General features: G+C 32.6%; 19 protein-coding genes. 7 read left to right on the top strand and 12 right to left on the bottom strand.

Annotation, left to right across the window (positions count from 1 at the left end; all coding sequences use genetic code 11):
- Nucleotides 1-115 precede the first annotated feature (115 nt).
- Complete coding sequence (locus ABD771_RS06030) at nucleotides 116-1,114, bottom strand: GntR family transcriptional regulator (RefSeq protein ID WP_345092085.1); 999 nt, start codon at nucleotides 1,112-1,114, stop codon at nucleotides 116-118.
- A 103-nt stretch (nucleotides 1,115-1,217) separates the two neighbouring features.
- On the opposite strand from ABD771_RS06030, the gene ABD771_RS06025 reads away from it, so the two are divergent.
- The 7 genes from ABD771_RS06025 to ABD771_RS05995 are packed head-to-tail and all read left to right on the top strand — an operon-like array spanning nucleotide 1,218 to nucleotide 10,731.
- Nucleotides 1,218-2,261, top strand: coding sequence for an aldose epimerase family protein (locus ABD771_RS06025; RefSeq protein WP_345092082.1), 1,044 nt, complete (start codon nucleotides 1,218-1,220; stop codon nucleotides 2,259-2,261).
- Between the two features lie 3 nt (nucleotides 2,262-2,264).
- Nucleotides 2,265-3,347 carry a glycoside hydrolase family 53 protein gene (locus ABD771_RS06020; protein ID WP_345092079.1) on the top strand — a complete coding sequence of 361 codons (1,083 nt, stop codon included), beginning with the start codon at nucleotides 2,265-2,267 and terminating at the stop codon, nucleotides 3,345-3,347.
- A 2-nt stretch (nucleotides 3,348-3,349) separates the two neighbouring features.
- Nucleotides 3,350-4,357: a glycoside hydrolase family 53 protein gene (locus ABD771_RS06015; RefSeq protein ID WP_345092076.1), complete on the top strand. Its 1,008-nt coding sequence runs from the start codon at nucleotides 3,350-3,352 to the stop codon at nucleotides 4,355-4,357.
- A gap of 2 nt (nucleotides 4,358-4,359) precedes the next feature.
- Nucleotides 4,360-6,762, top strand: a complete 2,403-nt coding sequence (gene galA, locus ABD771_RS06010) for a beta-galactosidase GalA (RefSeq protein WP_345092073.1) — start codon at nucleotides 4,360-4,362, stop codon at nucleotides 6,760-6,762.
- Nucleotides 6,763-6,797: 35 nt separating this feature from the next.
- Nucleotides 6,798-7,967 carry a galactokinase gene (gene galK / locus ABD771_RS06005; RefSeq protein WP_345092070.1) on the top strand — a complete coding sequence of 390 codons (1,170 nt, stop codon included), beginning with the start codon at nucleotides 6,798-6,800 and terminating at the stop codon, nucleotides 7,965-7,967.
- Nucleotides 7,968-8,006: 39 nt separating this feature from the next.
- Nucleotides 8,007-9,059 (top strand): UDP-glucose--hexose-1-phosphate uridylyltransferase, encoded by a 1,053-nt coding sequence (locus tag ABD771_RS06000; protein WP_345092067.1) that lies wholly within the window; start codon nucleotides 8,007-8,009, stop codon nucleotides 9,057-9,059.
- A gap of 1 nt (nucleotide 9,060) precedes the next feature.
- On the top strand, nucleotides 9,061-10,731 hold the full coding sequence (locus ABD771_RS05995) for a sodium/sugar symporter (RefSeq protein WP_345092064.1): 1,671 nt from the start codon (nucleotides 9,061-9,063) through the stop codon (nucleotides 10,729-10,731).
- A 6-nt stretch (nucleotides 10,732-10,737) separates the two neighbouring features.
- Here ABD771_RS05995 and ABD771_RS05990 read toward each other — a convergent pair whose 3' ends face one another.
- From ABD771_RS05990 to ABD771_RS05940, 11 genes are all read right to left on the bottom strand, one after another.
- The gene (locus ABD771_RS05990) at nucleotides 10,738-11,178 is read right to left on the bottom strand and encodes a LexA family protein (protein WP_345092061.1); all 441 of its coding nucleotides are present in this window, start codon (nucleotides 11,176-11,178) and stop codon (nucleotides 10,738-10,740) included.
- Nucleotides 11,169-12,443 carry a Y-family DNA polymerase gene (locus tag ABD771_RS05985; protein ID WP_345092055.1) on the bottom strand — a complete coding sequence of 425 codons (1,275 nt, stop codon included), beginning with the start codon at nucleotides 12,441-12,443 and terminating at the stop codon, nucleotides 11,169-11,171. Before ABD771_RS05985 ends, ABD771_RS05990 begins: the two co-directional genes overlap by 10 nt.
- 116 nt (nucleotides 12,444-12,559) lie before the next feature.
- Nucleotides 12,560-13,939 (bottom strand): NADH-quinone oxidoreductase subunit N, encoded by a 1,380-nt coding sequence (locus ABD771_RS05980; RefSeq protein ID WP_345092052.1) that lies wholly within the window; start codon nucleotides 13,937-13,939, stop codon nucleotides 12,560-12,562.
- Nucleotides 13,940-13,996: 57 nt separating this feature from the next.
- Nucleotides 13,997-14,362, bottom strand: a complete 366-nt coding sequence (locus ABD771_RS05975; RefSeq protein WP_345092049.1) for a four helix bundle protein — start codon at nucleotides 14,360-14,362, stop codon at nucleotides 13,997-13,999.
- 40 nt (nucleotides 14,363-14,402) lie between these two features.
- Nucleotides 14,403-15,839 carry a complex I subunit 4 family protein gene (locus tag ABD771_RS05970; RefSeq protein ID WP_345092046.1) on the bottom strand — a complete coding sequence of 479 codons (1,437 nt, stop codon included), beginning with the start codon at nucleotides 15,837-15,839 and terminating at the stop codon, nucleotides 14,403-14,405.
- 11 nt (nucleotides 15,840-15,850) lie between these two features.
- Complete coding sequence (gene nuoL, locus ABD771_RS05965; RefSeq protein WP_345092043.1) at nucleotides 15,851-17,746, bottom strand: NADH-quinone oxidoreductase subunit L; 1,896 nt, start codon at nucleotides 17,744-17,746, stop codon at nucleotides 15,851-15,853.
- A gap of 6 nt (nucleotides 17,747-17,752) precedes the next feature.
- A complete protein-coding gene (nuoK, locus tag ABD771_RS05960) occupies nucleotides 17,753-18,073 on the bottom strand; it encodes an NADH-quinone oxidoreductase subunit NuoK (RefSeq protein ID WP_345092040.1) in 321 nt (106 codons plus the stop codon).
- A gap of 2 nt (nucleotides 18,074-18,075) precedes the next feature.
- Nucleotides 18,076-18,597 carry an NADH-quinone oxidoreductase subunit J family protein gene (locus ABD771_RS05955; protein WP_345092036.1) on the bottom strand — a complete coding sequence of 174 codons (522 nt, stop codon included), beginning with the start codon at nucleotides 18,595-18,597 and terminating at the stop codon, nucleotides 18,076-18,078.
- A gap of 2 nt (nucleotides 18,598-18,599) precedes the next feature.
- Nucleotides 18,600-19,145 carry a NuoI/complex I 23 kDa subunit family protein gene (locus tag ABD771_RS05950; RefSeq protein WP_345092033.1) on the bottom strand — a complete coding sequence of 182 codons (546 nt, stop codon included), beginning with the start codon at nucleotides 19,143-19,145 and terminating at the stop codon, nucleotides 18,600-18,602.
- 11 nt (nucleotides 19,146-19,156) lie between these two features.
- A complete protein-coding gene (gene nuoH, locus ABD771_RS05945) occupies nucleotides 19,157-20,188 on the bottom strand; it encodes an NADH-quinone oxidoreductase subunit NuoH (protein ID WP_345092030.1) in 1,032 nt (343 codons plus the stop codon).
- On the bottom strand, nucleotides 20,188-21,234 hold the full coding sequence (locus ABD771_RS05940; protein ID WP_345092027.1) for an NADH-quinone oxidoreductase subunit G: 1,047 nt from the start codon (nucleotides 21,232-21,234) through the stop codon (nucleotides 20,188-20,190). Before ABD771_RS05940 ends, nuoH begins: the two co-directional genes overlap by 1 nt.
- Nucleotides 21,235-21,260: the final 26 nt, after the last annotated feature.

Raw genomic sequence — 21,260 nt, 5'->3', positions numbered from 1 at the left:
CAAAAGTTTTAATTACAAATGTAATCTGCAAAATTTATGCAATAAAATATTAGTTGGTTAAAATTTTAAATGAATTGTGTAAAAAAAAAGCTTCTGATTATTTCAGAAGGTTTTTTTACAATGAATTCCGGATAATCAAATTGTTATTATTTTCAATTTGAACTTTTTTATTTTCTAAAATCATTTCTGCAAGTCGCTTGCCCATATATTGAAAATCAGTTGAAATGGTAGTGATTCCGTTTTCTACAACCTTTTTAAGAGGTGTTTCATTATAGGAAATAATTCCGAAATCCAATCCTAATTTTAAATTTTGAGTTTTAGATTTTTCAATAACTTTTACTAAATCTCTGTCATCTGGAATTACATAAATTTCACCTCGTTGTAACTCTCTTTCTTCAAATTGATTGATAACTTCATGAGTTAAAAGATTGTCATTACAGAATTTTTCAAATCCAATTTTCATTCCTAATGGTTCACGAAATCCTGGAAAGATTAAAATTAACTTTTGGTATTTGTCAATTAGATGTTTTCCTTTTAATAACGCTTCATAGATATCTTTTATAAAATTTTGATGAATGGAAGGATAATCTTTCAAATCCGAATTTGTTTGATCTAAAATATAAACATCTTGTTTTGGAAGGGTTTTTATTAATGATGCCGCACCAACTAAATTTGTTGGCATTATGATATATTTTGAATAGTTCCCATTGCTTTCGTTTATCAATTTTTTGAACATCTCAATATTAAAATGATGAAAGAAAATATCAATTTGGGCTGTATTATTCATCTTTTCCAAAAAAGAATTGTAGATATCTTCTTTAAAAATGTTTAACTCATCAAACAATAAAAAAATTCTTTGTTCAAAACTAAATTCAACACTTTTTACATAATATCCTTTTCCTAAAATGGCATAAATAATACCACGTTTTTTGAGTTCATCATAAGCTAGTAAAACCGTATCTCTTGAAATAGAATACTCTAAACTAACTTTGTTGACCGAAGGTAATTTGTCGTTTTTTGTCAATCGATTTTCTGAAATAGCTGCTTCTATCGAAAAAACAATTTGTTTGTACTTGGGTAAATTTGAATGATTATCAACAGTAATAATTTTCATGACAAATGAATTAACTGGTGGCAAGTTACATAAAAACTGGTAGGTACTGGTATGGTTTAATAATGTATTTTTTTACATTTGATATTGTATTAATAAAATAACGATGTTACAAATTCGTAATTCACATTTTAAGGAACTTAAAAAAGACAAATCATTTGGTTGTTTACCAAGTGGAGAAGAAGTATTTTGTTACAATTTGTCAAATAAAAATGGTTTTGAAGTAGAAATCATTAATTATGGAGCAGTAGTTACTTCAATAAAAGTTCCTGTTTCTAAAAATAAAAAAGTTGATATTGTTCTAGGGTTTGAAACTATAGAAAATTATATTCAATCATATAATTTACCTAGTGCTCCATATTTAGGCGCAATAGTCGGAAGATATGCAGGAAGAATAAAAAATGCCGAATTTATTTTAAATGGAAATAAAGTAGAACTTACAAAAAATCATGGTTCTCATCAACTTCACGGAGGAATCAATGGATTTAGCAAAGCATTATGGAGCGTTATGAGTGTTACAACAAATTCTATTATGATGGAAAATATCAGTTTAGAAAATGAAGAAAATTTTCCAGGACAATTGACCACTCAAGTTACCTATACTCTTACTGAAGAAAACGAATTAAAAGTTGATATGATTGCGAAATCTACTGAAGATACCATAATAAATCTAACACAGCATAGCTATTTTAACTTAGATGGACATTCTGAAGATACTGTAAATCAAGATTTATTTGTAAATTCATCCAAAACTTTGGAAACCAATATTGAAAACATACCAACTGGTAGATTTTTTGAAGTTGCTAGAAGCCCATTTGATTTTAGTTCACCAAAAGAATGTCCGACTAAAATTGATAACACCTTTGTTTTAAATGATAACGATACTGTTTCGGCAATATTAATAAGTAAAAAGAATAATCTGAAAATGTCGGTTTTTACCAATCAACCTGCAGTTCATATTTATGTTGGAGGGAATTGTTTTAATCAAATAAAAGGAAAGGAAAGCGCTAGTTACCACCCATTAAGTGGTATTTGTTTTGAAGCTCAAAATTTTCCAGATGCACCAAATCACGAACATTTTCCAAGTGCAATTTTGAAAAAAGGCGAAACCTATCATCATGAAACTACATTCAAATTTGAAAAAATATAAGTTATGAAAAAGCTATTTATTTTAATTTTTAGTATTTCATTAGTGTCATGTTCCTCAAGTGATGATGCTCAACCAACACCATCACCGTTTCCAACACCAACGGATGATTTTATTCGTGCCGCAGACATGTCATTTTTACCCTTAATCGAAAGTGAAGGAATAACATATAAAAATAATGGTGCAGTACAAGACGCATTAACAACTTTAAAAAATGCAGGTTGTAATACGATAAGAATTCGTTTATGGAAAAATCCAACCGTAAATCAATCTACTTTTAATGAAGTGAAAACATTAGTAACAAGAGCTAAAAATGCCGGATTTAAAGTTTGGCTTTCGGTTCATTATTCAGATACTTGGGCAGATCCAGCCAATCAAACAACTCCAGCTGAATGGCAAAGTTTAAGTTTTAATGATTTAAAAACAGCGGCTGAAAATTACACATCAACTATTTTAACTGAAATCAATCCTGATATTATCCAAATTGGTAACGAAATCAACAGCGGATTACTTTGGCCTCAAGGACATTTAATCAATAATGAAAGTCAGAGTCTACAACTGATTAATGCCATAAGTGCTAAAATTAGAACACAAAAACCTAATACAAAAATAATGCTTCATTATGCAGGAATTGGAAGTGGAGCTACATGGTTTTTCAATAAAATGAGTACTGTAAATTATGATTACATCGGATTGTCTTATTATCCAATTTGGCATGGAAAAAATCTTTCGGATGTAAATGCTACAATTACTTCATTGGGACAAACACACAACAAAAAAGTTATTATAGCCGAAACAGCTTATCCTTTTACATTAAATTGGAACGATTGGACCAATAATATTGTAGGACAAAATGACCAACTTATTACAACATATCCAGCAACTACTGATGGTCAGAAAAATTTTGTTTTGGCAATAAAAAACCTTGTGAAACAAAATTCTCACGGACTAGGTTTTTGCTATTGGGGCTCAGAGTGGGTTGCTTTTAGAGGTACGCAATCTACAAATGGTTCTTCATGGGAAAATCAAGCTTTATGGGATTTTAACAACAATTCGCTTCCAGTGATGGATGCTTTTAGTCCAAATTAATAATGAAAAATATTCTAAAAATAATAGCGCTTTTCGTTTTATTTGCTTCATGTAAAAGTTCTAAATCATCTTTCGTAAAAGGTGCCGATGTGGGTTGGTTGCCTCAAATGGAAGCCACAGGTTACAAATTTTACGACCAAGACGGAACCGAAAAAGAGTGTTTACAATTACTTAAAGATAGAGGAATGAATTCCGTTCGTTTGCGTGTTTGGGTAAATCCAAATGACGACAAAGCTAGCGGACATAGCAGTAAAGACGAAACGGTAGCAATGGCATTACGTGCGCAAAAAATGGGAATGCGAGTGATGATTAATTTTCATTATTCCGATTCTTGGGCTGATCCTGCAAAGCAAAATAAACCTGCAGCTTGGAAAAATCATACTTTTCCAGAATTGCTAAATGATGTTTACAATCATACTTTTGAAGTCATTTCTGCTCTGAAAAATGCAGGTGTAACTCCTGAATGGGTTCAAGTTGGAAATGAAATACCAGGCGGAATGATGTGGCCAGAGGGAAGTACCGATAATTGGAACCAACTAGGTCAACTTTTGAATAAAGGTTACGATGCTGTAAAAGCTGTAGATAAAAATATCAAAGTAATCGTTCATGTTGATGAGGGCAATAACAATGCAAAATTTAGAACGTTTTTTGATAATGCCACAGCTCAAAATGTAAGATACGACATCATCGGACTTTCTTATTATCCGTATTGGATTAAAAAAGATTATTCTGAAACCATTGCCGACTTAGAATTCAACCTAAACGATATGGTAAAACGTTACAATAAAGACGTTATGATTGTTGAAGTTGGTGGTGAAGACGACAAAGTTCAAAACACTTATGAATTATTAAAAGCTACCATTGAAGCCGTTAAAAAAGTGCCAAATAATAGAGGTTTGGGAGTGATGTATTGGGAACCACAAGGAGCAAAATCATGGAGTGGTTACAGTTTAAGTGCATGGCAAGCAGATGGAAAACCTTCACCAGCATTAGATGCTTTTAAAGAATAATTATGATGAAAAAAATATACTATTTTGCTTTACTTCTAATGAGTTTAAGTACAACTTTTGCTCAGAAAAAAATAAGTTTAGACGAAGATTGGAAATTTCATTTTGGAAATTCATCTGATGTTTCCAAAGATTTCGATTATGGAAAAACAACTTTGCTTCACAAGTCTAATGTGTATGCGACGACTATTGTAAATCCAAAGTTTGTGGATTCCACCTGGAAAAAAATTAACGTTCCTCACGATTGGGTTGTTGAACTTCCTTTTGTAAAATCAGACCAAGTTGAAATGGATAGTCATGGTTACAAACCTGTTGGTGGTGCTTATCCAGAAACGAGTATTGGTTGGTATCGCAAACGTTTTTCTGTAGATAAAAAAGACGATGGAAAACGATTTGAACTTCAATTTGACGGTATTTATAGAAATGCTGAAATTTGGTTGAACGGATTTTATGTGGGAACTAATTTTAGTGGTTACGTTGGCAATTCTTATGATGTTTCGGATTACATCAATTTTGAAGGCGATAATGTCATTGTAATTCGAGTGGATGCCACACAATATGAAGGTTGGTTTTATGAAGGTGCCGGAATTTATCGACACGTTTGGTTGAATGTTACCAATAAAATTTTCATACCAAATGATGGTGTTTTTGTTCATTCAAAAGTAAACGGTAAAAACGCAACAGTAACTGTAGAAATTGAAATTGAAAATAAAAATCTACAATCTTCTAATGCAGTTGTTTATTCCATAATTACTGATAGAAACGGCAAACAATTAGGTAAAACTTCTGAACAAAAAGTAGCACTTTCAGTAAATGGGAAAACTACCATTAAGCAAAATTTGAATTTGAACAATGTTACATTTTGGTCACTTGAAAATCCGTATTTGTATAGGGTAATTTCTGTTGTAAAATCGGGAAACCAAATTCTACATCAAACGAAAACTCGTTTCGGAATTAAAACGGTTAAATTCGATTCTAAAGAAGGCTTTTTCTTAAACGGTAAAAAAATCAAAATTCAGGGAACAAACAATCATCAAGACCATGCCGGAATTGGAAGTGCGCTACCTGATTTCATGCAATATTATCGTATAAAATTACTGAAAGAAATGGGTTCCAATGCATACAGAGCTAGTCATAACGCACCAACTCCAGAACTTTTAGAAGCTTGTGATAGTTTGGGAATGTTAGTTCTTGATGAACAACGTTTGCTAAACAGCAGTCCAGAATATATCGACCAATTTAAAAGAATACTTAAACGCGATAGAAATCACGTTTCCGTTTTTTTATGGTCCATTGGAAATGAGGAACAAAACATTCAAGGAAACGATTATGGAAAGCGAATTGCAAAAACACTTTTAGCCATTCAAGAAGAATTAGACCCAAGTCGAACTTCGACTTATGCTGCCGATATGGCAAATGATTTTAAAGGTGTAAATGAAGTAATTCCAATCCGCGGATTTAATTATCGAGAATATGCCGTTGCCGATTACCATCTTGATCATCCCAATCAACCTTTACTTGGAACTGAAATGGGAAGTACCGTAACTACTCGTGGAATCTATGAAAAAGATGAAATTCGCGCCTATGTTCCAGACCAAGACATTACACATCCTTGGTGGGCAAGTAAAGCTGAAACTTGGTGGAAATTAGCTGCAGAAAATGACTATTGGCTTGGAGGTTTTGTGTGGACAGGATTTGATTATCGAGGTGAACCAACGCCTTATAAATGGCCAAATATCAGTTCGCATTTTGGAATTTTAGATGTATGTGGTTTCCCAAAAAACATTTACTATTACTATAAAAGTTGGTGGACAAACGACGATATTTTGCACATTTCACCGCATTGGAATTGGCCAGAAAAAGTGGGAAAACCAATTGATGTTTGGGTAAATTCTAATGCCGATGAAGTAGAACTTTTCTTAAGCGGAAAAAGTCTTGGAAAGAAAACCATGGAGAGAAACAGTCATTTGCAGTGGAATGTTATCTATGAAGCAGGAACCTTAGAAGCTATTGGTTACAAGAATGGAAGAAAGCTAACTACAAAAGTAGAAACTACTAATCATGCTACAAAAGTGGTCGCAGTTGCTGATAAAACCACAGTTTTAGCTGACGGAAAAGATGGCGTAGTGGTGAATATTTCAATAGTAGATGACAATGGTCGTGAAGTGCCAGTTGCTGATAATATGGTGAAATTTTATATTTCTGGCGATGCTAAAATTATTGGAGTAGGCAGTGGTGATCCAAGTTCACACGAACCAGATAAATGTGCTGATGGAGCTTGGCAAAGAATCGCTTTCAACGGAAAATGTCAAGTGATTATTCAAGCTGGAAAATCAGTTGGCGATGTAAAATTGGAGGTAAAATCAAACGGATTACTTTCAACTGTAGTGGAAATTAATCAAAAATAATTTGAAAAAATCCTAAATTTTCGGGAAAGCATAAAATGAAGAAAAAATTAATAAAAAACACAACGGAACATTTTGAAAAAACCTTTCAAAATAAACCGGAACATATTTTCCTTTCACCAGGAAGAATCAATATTATAGGCGAACATGTAGATTATAATGACGGATTTGTTTTGCCAGCCGCAATTAATAAATACGTTTGCATCGCAATTTCGCCCAATAAAAATTCTGATTGTAAAATTATAGCTAAAGATTTGAATGAGGTTTTTGAATTTAATTTGAAGGATACTTTAGTTCCAAATCCAACCATGTGGATTAATTACATCCTTGGTGTTTTGCAACAACTAAAAGAAAAAAAACAATTTGATAACGGATTTAACGCAGTTTTTAGTAGTTCCGTTCCTATTGGTTCAGGACTTTCATCTTCTGCGGCTGTGGAATGTGGATTTGCTTATGCGTTCAATAAAATGTTTACTTTAGGCTTAACCAAAGAGGAAATTGCGCTAATCGGACAAAAATCAGAGCATACTTTTGTTGGTGTAAATTGTGGGATTATGGACCAGTTTGCATCTGTTTTTGGCCAAAAAAATAAAGTAATTAAATTGGATTGCAATACCTTAGAATACGAATATCATAAAGCTGATTTCAAAAAATATTCGTTACTTTTATTGGATAGCAATGTAAAACACACTCATTTAACATCAGGTTACAACGACAGAAGAAACGAAGTTGAACAAGGTTTAGTCATTATAAAAAGTCATTTTCCGGAAGTAAAAACCTTTAGAAATTGTACTGAAGAAATGGTAAATACTCTTAAAAATGAATTAGGAGAAATCGTTTACAAAAGATGTCATTTTGTAGTAAAAGAAATTCAACGTGTCCAAGATGCCGTTGATGCTTTAGAAAATTCAGATTTTAATAGATTAGGAAATTTAATGTCTGAAACACATCACGGTTTGTCTAAAGAATATGAAGTGAGTTGTGAGGAATTAGATTTTTTAGTCGATGCTGTAGCAAACGAAGCTTCTGTTTTAGGTGCAAGAATGATGGGTGGAGGATTTGGAGGTTGTTCGATAAATTTAGTAGAAAAAGGATCGGAAAAGGAATTAATCGAAAAAGTTTCACAACAATATCGTTCCAAATTTGGAATAGATTTAAAATCATATAAAGTCAAAATATCCAAAGGAACAACAGAGTATAAAAATTAAAATCATATCGCTTTTTAGACTTTGCGAGAAACTAAAATTATGCAGCAATTCAACCATAATGAACATCCACATAGAAGATACAATCCGTTACTAGACGAATGGATTTTGGTTTCGCCACATCGCGCCAAACGTCCATGGCAAGGTCAAAACGAGAAAATTGCAGAAGAAAATCGTCCAGAACACGATGAAAATTGTTATTTGTGTTCGGGAAATGTTCGTTCCAATGGGGTGAAAAATGACAATTATACCGATTGTTATGTATTTGAAAATGACTTTTCTGCTTTGTTGCGAGATGAGGTTGATTTTGAAAATAATTCCAACAATTTATTTCAGTTAAAACCAGAGCGTGGCATCAATAAAGTCATTTGTTTTTCACCAAAACACAATCTCACATTACCCGAAATGGAAGTTTCAGATATTGAGAAAGTAGTAAAAGTTTGGAAAGAGCAATACATCGAACTAGGAAGTCAAGATTTTATCAATTACGTTCAAATTTTTGAAAATAAAGGAAGCGTAATGGGTTGTAGTAATCCGCATCCGCATGGTCAAATTTGGGCACAGTCTTCTTTACCAACTCAAATAGAAAAGACTCAAAAAAACCTTCGTTCTTACTACGATAAAAACCAATCAAGTTTGTTGAAAGATTATTTTGAACAAGAATTGAAGTTGCAAGAGCGCGTCGTTATTGAGAATGACCATTTTGTGGTTTTGGTTCCGTTTTGGGCAACTTGGCCATATGAAACGATGATAGTAAGTAAGCGCCATTTCGGAAACATAATCGCAATGACCAATGATGAAACTAAGGCATTTGCCGAAATCATAAAGGAATTAACCATCAAATATGATAATTTATTTGAAACCTCTTTTCCCTATTCAGCAGGAATTCATCAATCGCCAACGGACAGAGTTTCGCATCCAGAATGGCATTTTCACATGCATTTTTATCCACCATTGTTACGAAGCGCAACTGTAAAAAAATTTATGGTCGGTTACGAAATGCTTGCCGAAGCGCAACGCGATATTTCACCTGAACAAAGTGCTAAAATTTTAAGAGAATTACCCCACCAACATTATAAAACTAAAATCAACTAATATGCAAACCTTAGCAACCAAAGACTATATTGTTTTCTTCCTCTATTTTATCATAATTGTAGGCTACGGATTTTGGATTTACAACCGCAAAAAGAAAGCGCAAACCAGTAGTAACGATTATTTTCTTGCTGAAGGTTCGCTTACTTGGTGGGCGATTGGAGCGTCTTTAATTGCAAGTAATATTAGTGCTGAGCAGTTTATTGGAATGAGTGGAAGTGGTTTCAAAATGGGATTAGCTATTGCCACTTACGAATGGATGGCAGCAATTACTTTGGTAATTGTAGCGATTTTCTTCATGCCAGTATATCTTAAAAACAAAATATTCACGATGCCGCAATATCTCAAAAAACGATACAATGGCAATGTAGCAATGATTATGGCGGTTTTTTGGTTGCTGTTGTATGTTTTAGTAAATCTTACTTCAATATTATATTTAGGAGCTCTTGCAATTAGCAGTATTTCAGGTTTGAATATTACTTTGTGTATGATTTTCTTGGCGATTTTTGCGGTTATGATAACACTTGGCGGAATGAAAGTTATTGGTTACACCGACGTTATACAGGTATTTTTCTTGATATTAGGTGGATTGATTACCACGTATTTAGCATTAAATTTAGTAGCAACTGAATTTGGTTCAGATGGAGTTATCAACGGATTTACTATTATGCGAGACAAAGCCGATGATCATTTTCATATGATTTTTGATAAATCGAATCCTAATTATATGGATTTACCAGGACTTTCTGTACTAATTGGTGGAATGTTGATTATCAATCTGAATTATTGGGGTTGTAACCAATATATTACCCAAAGAGCTTTAGGTGCCGATTTAAAAACAGCTCGTGGTGGAATTTTATTTGCGGCTTTTTTAAAATTATTAATGCCAATTATTGTGGTTCTACCAGGAATTGCAGCCTATGTTTTATATCAAAACGGACATTTTCAAACGGAAATGTTACAAGACGGAAGTGTAAATCCTGACCGAGCTTATCCTATTTTATTGAATTTATTACCTGTTGGATTAAAAGGACTTTCGTTTGCAGCATTGACCGCAGCGATTGTAGCTTCTTTGGCAGGAAAAGCCAATAGCATTGCAACGATTTTTACATTGGACGTTTATAAAGAAAAAATTAATGTTGAGGCAAGCGAGAAAAAATTAGTAAATATTGGAAAATTAACAATTATTACCGCAATGATTATAGCAGTTGTCGTTGCGCCATTTTTAGGAATAGATAAAAAAGGAGGTTTTCAATACATTCAAGAATATACTGGTTTTGTGAGTCCAGGAGTTTTTGCGATGTTTATTTTGGGTTTCTTTTGGAAAAAAACTACTTCAAACGCCGCTTTGTTTGCAACGATTGGCGGATTTATTCTTTCAATCATTTTCAAATTCATGCCAGCTTTCGTTGATTTATCATTCTTAAATCCGATGGGATTTGCAGTGCCAAATGCTGATGGCGTATATGAAATTCCGTTTATTGATAGAATGGGATTTGTATTCTTAATTTGCGTTATCGGAATGTATTTTATTAGTATTTATGAAAATAAAAAAGGTGTTCAAACCAATGGCTTAGAAGTTGATAAAACGATGTTCAAAATGTCACCAAGTTTTACTGTAGGAATGCTTGTTATTGTTGCTGTTACCGCTGCTTTATATACTGTTTTCTGGTAGAGAGAATTATAGATTTTTAATTACATAAGTTACAATACCCCAAATTATCAACTCATTTTCGTCTGTGACTTTTATGGGTTGGTAATTTTTATTTTCGGGCATTAAATACATGCAATTCTCTTCGGTTTTGATTCGTTTTACAGTAAATTCACCATCGATGAAGCAAATAGCAATTTTATTGTTTTGAGGTTCTAAACTTCTGTCAACAACTAAAATATCTTTATCATTTATTCCTGCGTTTATCATTGAATTTCCTTTCACTTTTATGTAAAATGTCGTTAACGGATTTTTACATAATTCTTTATTCAAATCAATTCCGCTTTCCATAAAATCGGTTGCAGGCGATGGAAATCCAGCAGAAACTCCTTCTTTTATGTAAGGAATTTTCAACTCGCTTTCTAAATCTGGACGGAAAAAAGTTAAAGAGGGTTCTTTTTTTAGTGGCATTTTATTTCTAGTATTTCATTGAATCTTGTGGTATATCTTGGCGACAAATGATTTTGTTTCATGTTCCAAGTTAGATTTAAATTTTGTGTTCCTAATTTTACTTTTCGATCTCCAATTTTTGCATTTAAGTAATCCATAGCTTTCATTATCGCTAAATGCTTTGGATTTTCTTCTTCAAATAATTGAAGTTGCTTTTTATCTTCATCAATTAATTCAGTAACTATTACTCCTGCTTTTTTGAATTTGATTCCTTCATTTCCTTTGTACAAATCTTTCAACATGGATATAGCAACCGTTGAAATTGTCAAAGTTGAATTGGTTGAATAGGGCAAAGTAATAGCTTTGTTGAAATAGTATTTTTGCGATTGGTATTTGTGTTTATCAATTACTAACATTACAATTATCGTCTGGCAACATGATTTTTGTTTGCGTAATTTTTCGGCACAAACTGCTGAAAAGGTTGCCACGCGTTCTCTTAAATCATCAAATTCTGAAATCTGTTTTGGAAAACTTCTTGTAGTAGCAATACTTTTTTTCTGTTCCCGAATAGGTTCTAAATCTAAAACTGATTTTCCTTCTAATTCATATTTCAATCGCATACCTATAACGCCCATTTCTTTTCTTATCCAAGCTTCGTGTTGAGGTTTTGTAAAATCATAAGCTGTTAGAATATTGTGTGCCATCATTTTTTTTCTCAACCGGAATCCAATTCCCCAAACGTCTTCAATTTTGGTCCATTTTAGAGCTTTGATATGTTTATCTTCGGTATCAATTACATAAATCCCTTTTGTTCTGTCTTGAAACTTTTTAGCAATTCTATTAGCTACTTTTGATAACGCTTTAGTTGGTGCAAATCCAACACAAACTGGAATTCCAACCCATTTTTGTACACGTTTCTTCATCTGAATGCCATAATCATGATAATCAGATATCGACATTCCATCAAAGTTTAAAAAGGCTTCATCAATGCTGTAAATTTCAAGATTTGGAGTAAACGCTTCTAAAGTTTTCATCACACGATTACTCAAATCGCCATACAGTGGGTAATTAGAAGAGAACACTTTAACATTTTTATCTTTCAGAAGTTCACGAATTTTAAATTCGGGCGCACCCATTGGAACTCCAACATCTTTAGCCTCGTTACTTCTAGAGATGACACAACCGTCATTATTAGACAAAATAGCAACCGGTTTTCCATTATATTGAGGTTGGAAAACACGTTCGCACGAAGCATAAAAATTGTTACAATCGACTAATGCATACATAGTACAAAATTAGTCAATAATTGAATTTCACGATTGTTAAATAATTCGATTGTTGATAAATAAAAAACCACCAAAATTGCTTTTGATGGTTTGGATATTTTTGAAAACGTAGTTTCTTAATTAATCAAATCTGTAACTAAAGACGGATATAGTCCGATGATTATATTTAATACAATTGAAACTATTCCAACCGCATAATATACAAATGGTGTGTTTTGTTTTTCTTCATTTGGTTCTTTAGTATACATTGCTAAAATTAGTTTGAAATAATATCCAACACTGATAATAGAATTAATAACACCAGCAATAACAACAATTAGGAATCCGGCTTGAATGGTTTGAGTAAACAACATGAATTTAGCAAAAAATCCTGAGAAAATTGGGATTCCAGCCATTGATAAAAGTGACGCTGTTAAAACAGCTGCCATTATTGGATTGGTTTTTCCAAGTCCGTTGAAGTTTAAAATATCTTCATTGTCTTTATTTCTTGTAACATTTATGATTACTGCAAAGGAAGCAATTCCTGCTAAAGCATAAGCAACCGTATAATAAAGTAAGTTCCCAGATGAATTAGATAGACTCAATAAAGTCATCATCATAAAACCAGCATGAGAAATACCTGAAAACGCCAACATACGTTTTACATTATTTTGACGTAAAGCCATAATATTTCCAACAGTCATAGAAGCAATTGAAACTATTATGATAATATTTTGGTATGCCGAAGATATATCAGCATTCATAGTAGCCAATAATTTATACAATGTTGCAAAAGCAACAACTTTTGCTAAAGTACTCATGGTTGCTGTTACAATTGAAGGTGCACCTTCATAAACATCTGGAGCCCAAAAGTGAAAAGGTACTGCTGCAATTTTGAATAACATACCAACTGTTAGCAATGAAATTCCTATTGGAAACCAAATTGGTAATTCTGCTGAGCGAGACATTTCGCTAATCTCTGTAACATCAAAACTTCCCATAGCTCCATAAATCAAACAGATACCAAATAGAATAAATCCTGATGCAAACGAACCCATTAAGAAATATTTCATTCCGGCTTCATTACTTTTTATATCTAATCTGCTACTTCCTGCAAGAATGTAAAGAGCTATTGATAATGTTTCAATTCCTAAAAAGTACATTGATAAGTTAGAAAAAGAAACCATCGCAACAGCACCTGCTAAAAGGAAAATTTTTATTGCTATAAAGTCAGAAATTTTTGTCTCATGATCTTTGTAAACATCATGGCTCATGGCTACTAAAAATATAGTAAGAACAATGAATAACGATGAAAAAGCATTAGAAAATTTATCAGCAACAATCATATTGGTGTATTGACTGTTTAACAATTCTCCAAATGACCAAATATTTAGTGTTGTACCTAGTATTGCTAATAGACCTAAGATAACTACAGGTACAATTGCTTTTCTAAAATTAAAGATTTCAGCTATAAGACAGAAAACGCCTAAACCTGATATTGCTATTAATGTATTCATTTTTTATTAAGGATTTAGGATTTAATGATTTAGGATTTTATCCAACACCATTAAATCTTAATTTTTATTATTTCTTGATTTAATTGTTTTTATTCCAGCTGAAAAAATTGACACCAATTCATCGGCTTCTTTTATTAATCTTTCTAATTCGACAGTATTGTATTTAATTTCTAATTCTTTTAAAAATTCTAACCAAAACAAACTTTCGTCAGCTTCTTCATCAACAACTTTTAATTTGTTTAAAAAATCAGCATCTGATTTTCCTCTACATACTGCTCTATAATTTGCTGCAATAGATGATGAAGATTTAAAAAGTTGAAACGAAATTACATCAACAGCTTTGTTTTTTTCAATTTCCATTAAAAACTTAAACGTATCAACAGCAAATTTTTTCGTTCTTGCTTTTAATTCTTCTTTAGTCATAACTTGTGTGCTCTACGTATTCTAAGAATCCTAAATCAAACTATCTATTAATTTGAATTAGAGTTTCTTTTATGCTTGGCATTACCAAATCTACAATTGGTTTTGGATATAATCCGTAGAATAGTAAAAAGGCGATTATTATCACAAAGACAATTATTTCGGTTATTGTAACGTCTGTAAATAATTTAGTATTTGTTTCTCCTAGCATTACATTTTGGAACATTTTTAACATGTAATAAGCTCCTAATATTATGGTTGTTCCACCAAGAACTGCATACCAAATGTTTACTTGAGATAAACTATACAAAACGGTAAACTCTCCAATAAAGTTCAATGTTCCTGGCAAAGCAACAGATGCTAAAACCAAAATCATAAACATAGAAGTGAATTTTGATGCTTGCGAACGAACACCGCCCATTTCATCAATTTTGTACGTTCCAAATCTTCTGAAAATTACTTCTGCCGCAAAGAATAACCCAACGATTACAAATCCGTGAGCAATCATTTGAGAAACAGCTCCGCTTAAACCATCTGCTGTTAAAGTGTAACAACCAGCGGCAATTAATCCTACGTGAGCAAGAGATGAGTATGCTAATAATTTTTTCAAATCTTTTTGACGTAAAGCCACAATTGAACCATAAATAACTCCAGCAATGCTCAAACCAATTAAAACTGGCATATAAGTCTTAGCAGCTAAAGGTGCAATTGGTAATTGCCAACGAATTACACTATATAATCCCATTTTTAACATAATTCCAGACAAAAGCATTGTTCCAACAGTTGGTGCTTTTTGATAAACTTTTGCTTGCCAAGTATGGAAAGGTATGATAGGAATTTTAATAGCATAAGCTAAAAAGAAAGCTAAGAAAATCCAAGTTTGTTCGGTTGTAGATAAATCTAATTTTGTTAAATCATCCAATAGGAAACTTCCGGCTTTAGTATATAAATAAGCAAATGCTATTAACATAAATAAGGAACCACCTAAAGTATAAATGAAGAATTTAACTACGGCTTTTTTACGTTCTTCAGTATCGCCATTACCCCAAACTAATGCTATAAAGTATATTGGAATTAAAGCAAGTTCCCAGAAGATATAATATAATAATCCGTCGCTTGCTAAGAAAGTTCCAACCATAGCAAATGCCATGAATAAAACTAATCCATAGAAGTTTTTAGAATTATTGAAATTATTTCCAAAAGAAGATAATACAATTAATGGAAGCAATGAAGTTGTTAAAAGTACCATTGCTAAAGATAACCCATCGGCTTTAAGTGCAAAGGATACATTAGGTTGTAAAATCCAAGGATTTGATAAGCTAATGTTTATTCCGCCCAAAAATTGATTTACTAATATTGAAGAGCATACTAAAGCAGCCAAACTAAATAATAAAGCCACTTTAGAAGCGAATTTATCTCCAGAAAGGAAGGTTGCAATGGCACCAACTAAGAGTAGTATTAATATAAGTGATACGTTCATTTTGTTTTAAATTATTGAGCTAAAAATAAGTAACTAACTATGGCTAAAATTCCTATTACGAATGCAAATAAATACAATCCAATACTTCCTGTTTGTAATTTTTTCCCTTGATTTCCGATTCCATTTGCAACCATTCCAAATCCGTAAACTACTTTTCCTAGAGCAGGTTCTAAAGTTGTTCTAAAGAAATTTGAAAGTGCATTCAATGGTTTTACAATTAATGAAGTATAAAATTCATCAACATAATATTTGTTATAAATGGTTTTTGAGAAACCTGTTATTTTTGAATCTTCTTTTGGAACAAATCCTTGTTTGATGTATTTCGAATACGCCCAAACAATTCCAATAATTGCACCTGTTAAGGCAATAGCCATCAACATGTATTCTTGACTTCCAAGAGCATGATGTTCCTGTTTTGCCGCTAAAATTGGTTCTAAGAAATGATTTAACCAATTGCTTCCAGGTAAATTAATTAATCCACCAACTGTAGCTAATGCAGCAAGTATGATAAGTGGCAAAGTTATTAAACTCGGACTCTCATGTAAGTGATGTTTTTGCTCTTCTGTTCCTCTAAATTCTCTGAAGAATGTTAAGTACATTAATCGGAACATATAGAATGCTGTCATAATTGACGCTATAGAACCAAATATCCAAAGAACTTTATTGTGTTCAAAGGCTACCATTAAAATTTCATCTTTTGACCAAAATCCTGCGAAAGGAAATATACCAGCGATAGCTAATGTTGAAATTAACATTGTTGCAAAAGTTATTGGCATTACTTTTCGTAAACCACCCATTTTACGCATATCTTGTTCGCCATGTAAAGCGTGAATTACTGAACCAGAACCCAAAAATAAACAAGCTTTAAAGAATGCATGTGTTATAACATGGAATACAGCTACAGTATATGCACCCATTCCTAAAGCTAAAAACATTAGTCCTAATTGAGAAACTGTTGAATAAGCTAGTACTTTTTTAATATCGTTTTGAAATAATCCTATTGATGCAGCAACTAAAGCTGTTATTGCTCCAACTACTGCAATTATATGTTGTACATCATGAGTTAAATCAAATAAGAAATTCATTCTTATAATCATGAAAATACCAGCTGTTACCATCGTTGCAGCGTGAATTAATGCTGAAACTGGAGTTGGTCCGGCCATCGCATCTGGTAACCAAGTATAAAGTGGTAATTGTGCAGATTTTCCTGTTGCTCCTATAAATAAACATAAAGCCGCTATTGAAATTTGTAACCAAAATGAATTTGGATAAGGCATCTGACTAATACCAGTAACTATTTGTTTTAATTGAACAAAATCAACAGTAGAGAATAAATTTGCCAAAATAAAGATCCCAATCAAGAAACCTAAATCACCAATTCTATTCATGATAAAAGCTTTCTTTGCTGCATCGTTATAATCTTGGTTTTTATACCAAAATCCGATAAGTAAATAAGAACAAAGACCAACACCTTCCCATCCGATAAACATTACTAATAAGTTGCTTCCAACTACTAATGTTATCATGAAGAAGATAAACAAATTCAAATATGCAAAAAACTTGGGCATATTTTCATCATCGTGCATGTAGCTGATAGAGTATAAGTGAATCAAAGAACCAATTCCAGTTACAAATAATAACCATAATAATGATAATTGGTCTAATAAAATTCCAAAATCAACTTTTAGATTTCCTAATTGAATCCAATCAAATAATTTAACTTGAATTGGTTTGCCTGAAGTATTTAATTGCATGAAGAAGTAAACACTCATTGCAAAAGAGACAACAACAGCTAGTGTTCCAATGGCACCTGAAATGTTTTTTCCTGCTTTCTTTCCAAAGAAAACATTGAATAAGAACCCAACAAATGGGGTTAATAATAAGAGTAAAACTAAACTATTCTCCATTAGGGATTATCCTTTTAAGTTTTTTAAATTTGATATATCTACCGAACCAATATTTCGGAAGACAGCAACTAATATCGCTAAACCTACAGCAACTTCTGCAGCAGCAACTGCCATTGAAAAGAATACAAATACTTCTCCTTTTGCATCTTGCCAATACGTTGAAAAGGCAACAAATAGTAAGTTTACTGCATTCAACATAATTTCTATTGACATAAAAACAATGATGGCATTTCTTCTATACAATACTCCAAAGACTCCTATACAAAATAGAAGAACAGAAAGGAAAATGTAATTTTCAATACCAATTTGATTTAAAATATTCTCCATGATTATTTAGTTGGTTTTTCTTTTTTTGATAATAAAACAGCTCCAATCATTGCCACTAAAAGTAGGATAGAAGCAAATTCAAATGGAATCATAAATCCTTCTTTGTCATCCAATAAAACAGTACCTAATTTTTTTATGGATTGAAAATCTTCACCAGTTGTAGGGTAATCGCCAACGAAAGGTTTTGAGTACATAAATATTAAAACTAATGCTGTACTCAATAAAATAAATGTTGTTATGGCACCAAGTCTAGTAATTCTTGGTTTGTGAACTTCATCTTCTTTATTCAAATTCATTAACATGATGGTGAACAAGAAAAGAATCATAATGGCACCAGAATAGACTATTACATGAACTATGGCAAGGAATTGTGCATTAAATAATAAATAGTGTCCAGCAATCGAAAAGAAACATAATACTAAATAAATAGCACTATGAATTGGGTTTTTACTGTATATGGTCAAAAACGCTGTTGCTAATGTGATAGCAGCTAAAACGTAAAATATGATAAGTATCGGTGACATAATTAATTAAGTTTTTTAGTATTTGCCATAGCCATTTCTAGTGGCATCACTAATTTATCTTTTCCGAAAATAAAATCTTCTCTATTATATTGTGCTGGAACTAATTCTTTTGAGATTGAAAGGTAAATTGCGTCTTTTGGACAAGCTTCCTCGCATAATCCGCAAAAAATGCAACGCAACATATTAATTTCGTAAATTGAAGCGTATTTTTCTTCTCTGTATAAATGTTCTTCTCCTTTTTTACGTTCTTCGGCTTTCATTGTTATTGCTTCTGCTGGACATGAAAGAGCACACAAACCACAAGCCGTACAGTTTTCTCTTCCTTGTTCGTCGCGTTTCAACATGTGCTGACCACGATAAACTGGACTAAATTCACGTACTTGTTCTGGATAATGAATCGTTGCTTTTTTCTTAAAAAAGTGTTTGATGGTAATCCATAAACCTTTAAAAATTGCTATCAGGTACATTCTTTCAAGAAAAGTCATTTCCTTATTAGAAACTTGTTTTTTCTTACCTGATAATGATATACTTTGTATCGATGTTGACATAATTTCTTTTCTTATTTAAAAGCTAGAATGCAAATTCCTGTTATAATAATATTGACAATAGATAGCGGAATTAATATTCTCCATCCTAAATTCATCAATTGATCGTATCTAAATCTTGGTATTGTCCATCTAATCCACATAAAGAAAAAGATGAAGAAACACAATTTGGCAAACAAAGCAAAAATTCCAATGACATTTCCAATATTTACACCCCAATTTTCTATAGCCCAACTCATTCCTGGATAATTGTATCCACCAAAGAATAAGACAGAAATTATTGTTGCCGAAATAAACATATTAGCATATTCAGCAAATAAATAGAATCCCATTTTCATGGAGGAATATTCGGTATGATAACCACCAATTAATTCTGATTCACATTCTGCCAAATCGAAAGGTGTTCTGTTGGTTTCTGCAAAAGCACAAATCAAAAAGATTAGGAATGACAATGGTTGATAGAATACATTCCAATGTAAACCATGCTGTTGAACAGAGATTTCTTTTAAACTCAATGTTCCTGTCATCATCAATAAAGCAATTATGGATAATCCCATTGCAATTTCATAGGAAACCATTTGTGATGCAGCACGAACTGCTCCCATCAATGAGAACTTATTGTTTGAAGCCCAACCTCCAATCATAATTCCATAAACACCAAGTGAAACTACAGCAAAAATGTATAAAATTGCGCTGTCTGTATCTGTTGCTTGAAGAATTACCGTTCTACCAAAGATTTCTAATCTATCACCCCAAGGAATTACAGCACTGGTCATTAATGCCGTACTCATTGCTACTGCTGGACCAACAAAAAATAAAAATCTATTTTTAGTATTTGGTTCAAATTCTTCTTTGGCAAAAAGTTTCATTCCATCGGCAAGTGGTTGTAATAATCCACCCCAACCAGCACGGTTAGGTCCAACTCTGTCTTGAAGATATGCAGCAACTTTACGTTCTGCCCAAGTTGAATACATTGCCATAACCATTGTGACTGCAAATATCACAACAATAAAGATACTTTTTTCTATTATAAATGCACTATCCATTATTTTGTATCTATTTTGTTACCATCAATTTTTTCGTTATAATCAATTTCGGACATACTGATTTTTTTACGGTCAATATCTCTTCCCATTAATATTCCTTTTTCTGTTTCAATCACCACTTTATCCATTTTACGTGTATAATTGTTTTGATTGATAACAGAGTCTTTCTCGAATCTTCTTGGTCCTTCGATGATCCAATCGGCAACCTCTTTTTTGTCAAAACGACAAGTGTTACAGATAAAATCTTCTACTTCATGGTAAATGTCTTTTCTCGCTGTAACTCTTTGGATTTCGTTTCCAAACATCCAAAGTGTTGTTTTTCCGCAACATCCTGGAGTAGTACATTCTCTGTGAGCGTTGAAAGGTTTGTTGAACCAAACTCTAGATTTGAATCGGAAAGTTTTATCTGTTAAAGCTCCAACTGGACAAACATCAATCATATTTCCAGAGAATTCGTTATCAATTGCTGCAGAAACGCATGTTGAAATTTGTGAATGATCACCACGATTTAAAACTCCGTGAACTCTTCCGTCAGTTAATTGATCGGCAACTTCGACACAACGTTGACAAACGATGCAACGGTTCATGTGTAATTGGATGTGTGGACCAATATCTTCAGGTTCGAAAGTTCTTTTTTCTTCTATGAAACGAGTTTCCGATTTTCCATGTTCAAATGATAAATTTTGCAAATCACATTCTCCAGCTTGATCACAAACCGGACAATCTAATGGGTGATTTATCAAAAGGAATTCGGTTACTGCTTTTCTAGCTTCGGTTACTCTTTCAGAAGATTTGCTGGCTACCTCCATTCCGTCTTGACAACCAGTAACACAAGATGCTACTAATTTTGGCATCGGTCTTGGGTCAGCCTCACTACCTTTTGTAACGTCAACTAAACAACAACGGCATTTTCCACCAGTTCCTTTTAGTTTAGAATAATAACACATGGCTGGTGGAACTGATTCTCCACCAATCATACGAGCAGCTTGAAGGATGGTTGTTCCTGCTTCTACTTCTATTTCTTGACCGTCTATGGTTACTTTCATTTTCAAATTGTTTAAAAGTTTAAAAG

The sequence above is a fragment of the Flavobacterium chungnamense genome (genome assembly GCF_039539165.1).
Taxonomy (GTDB): domain Bacteria; phylum Bacteroidota; class Bacteroidia; order Flavobacteriales; family Flavobacteriaceae; genus Flavobacterium; species Flavobacterium chungnamense.
This window is presented reverse-complemented; position numbering and strand designations above follow the sequence as displayed.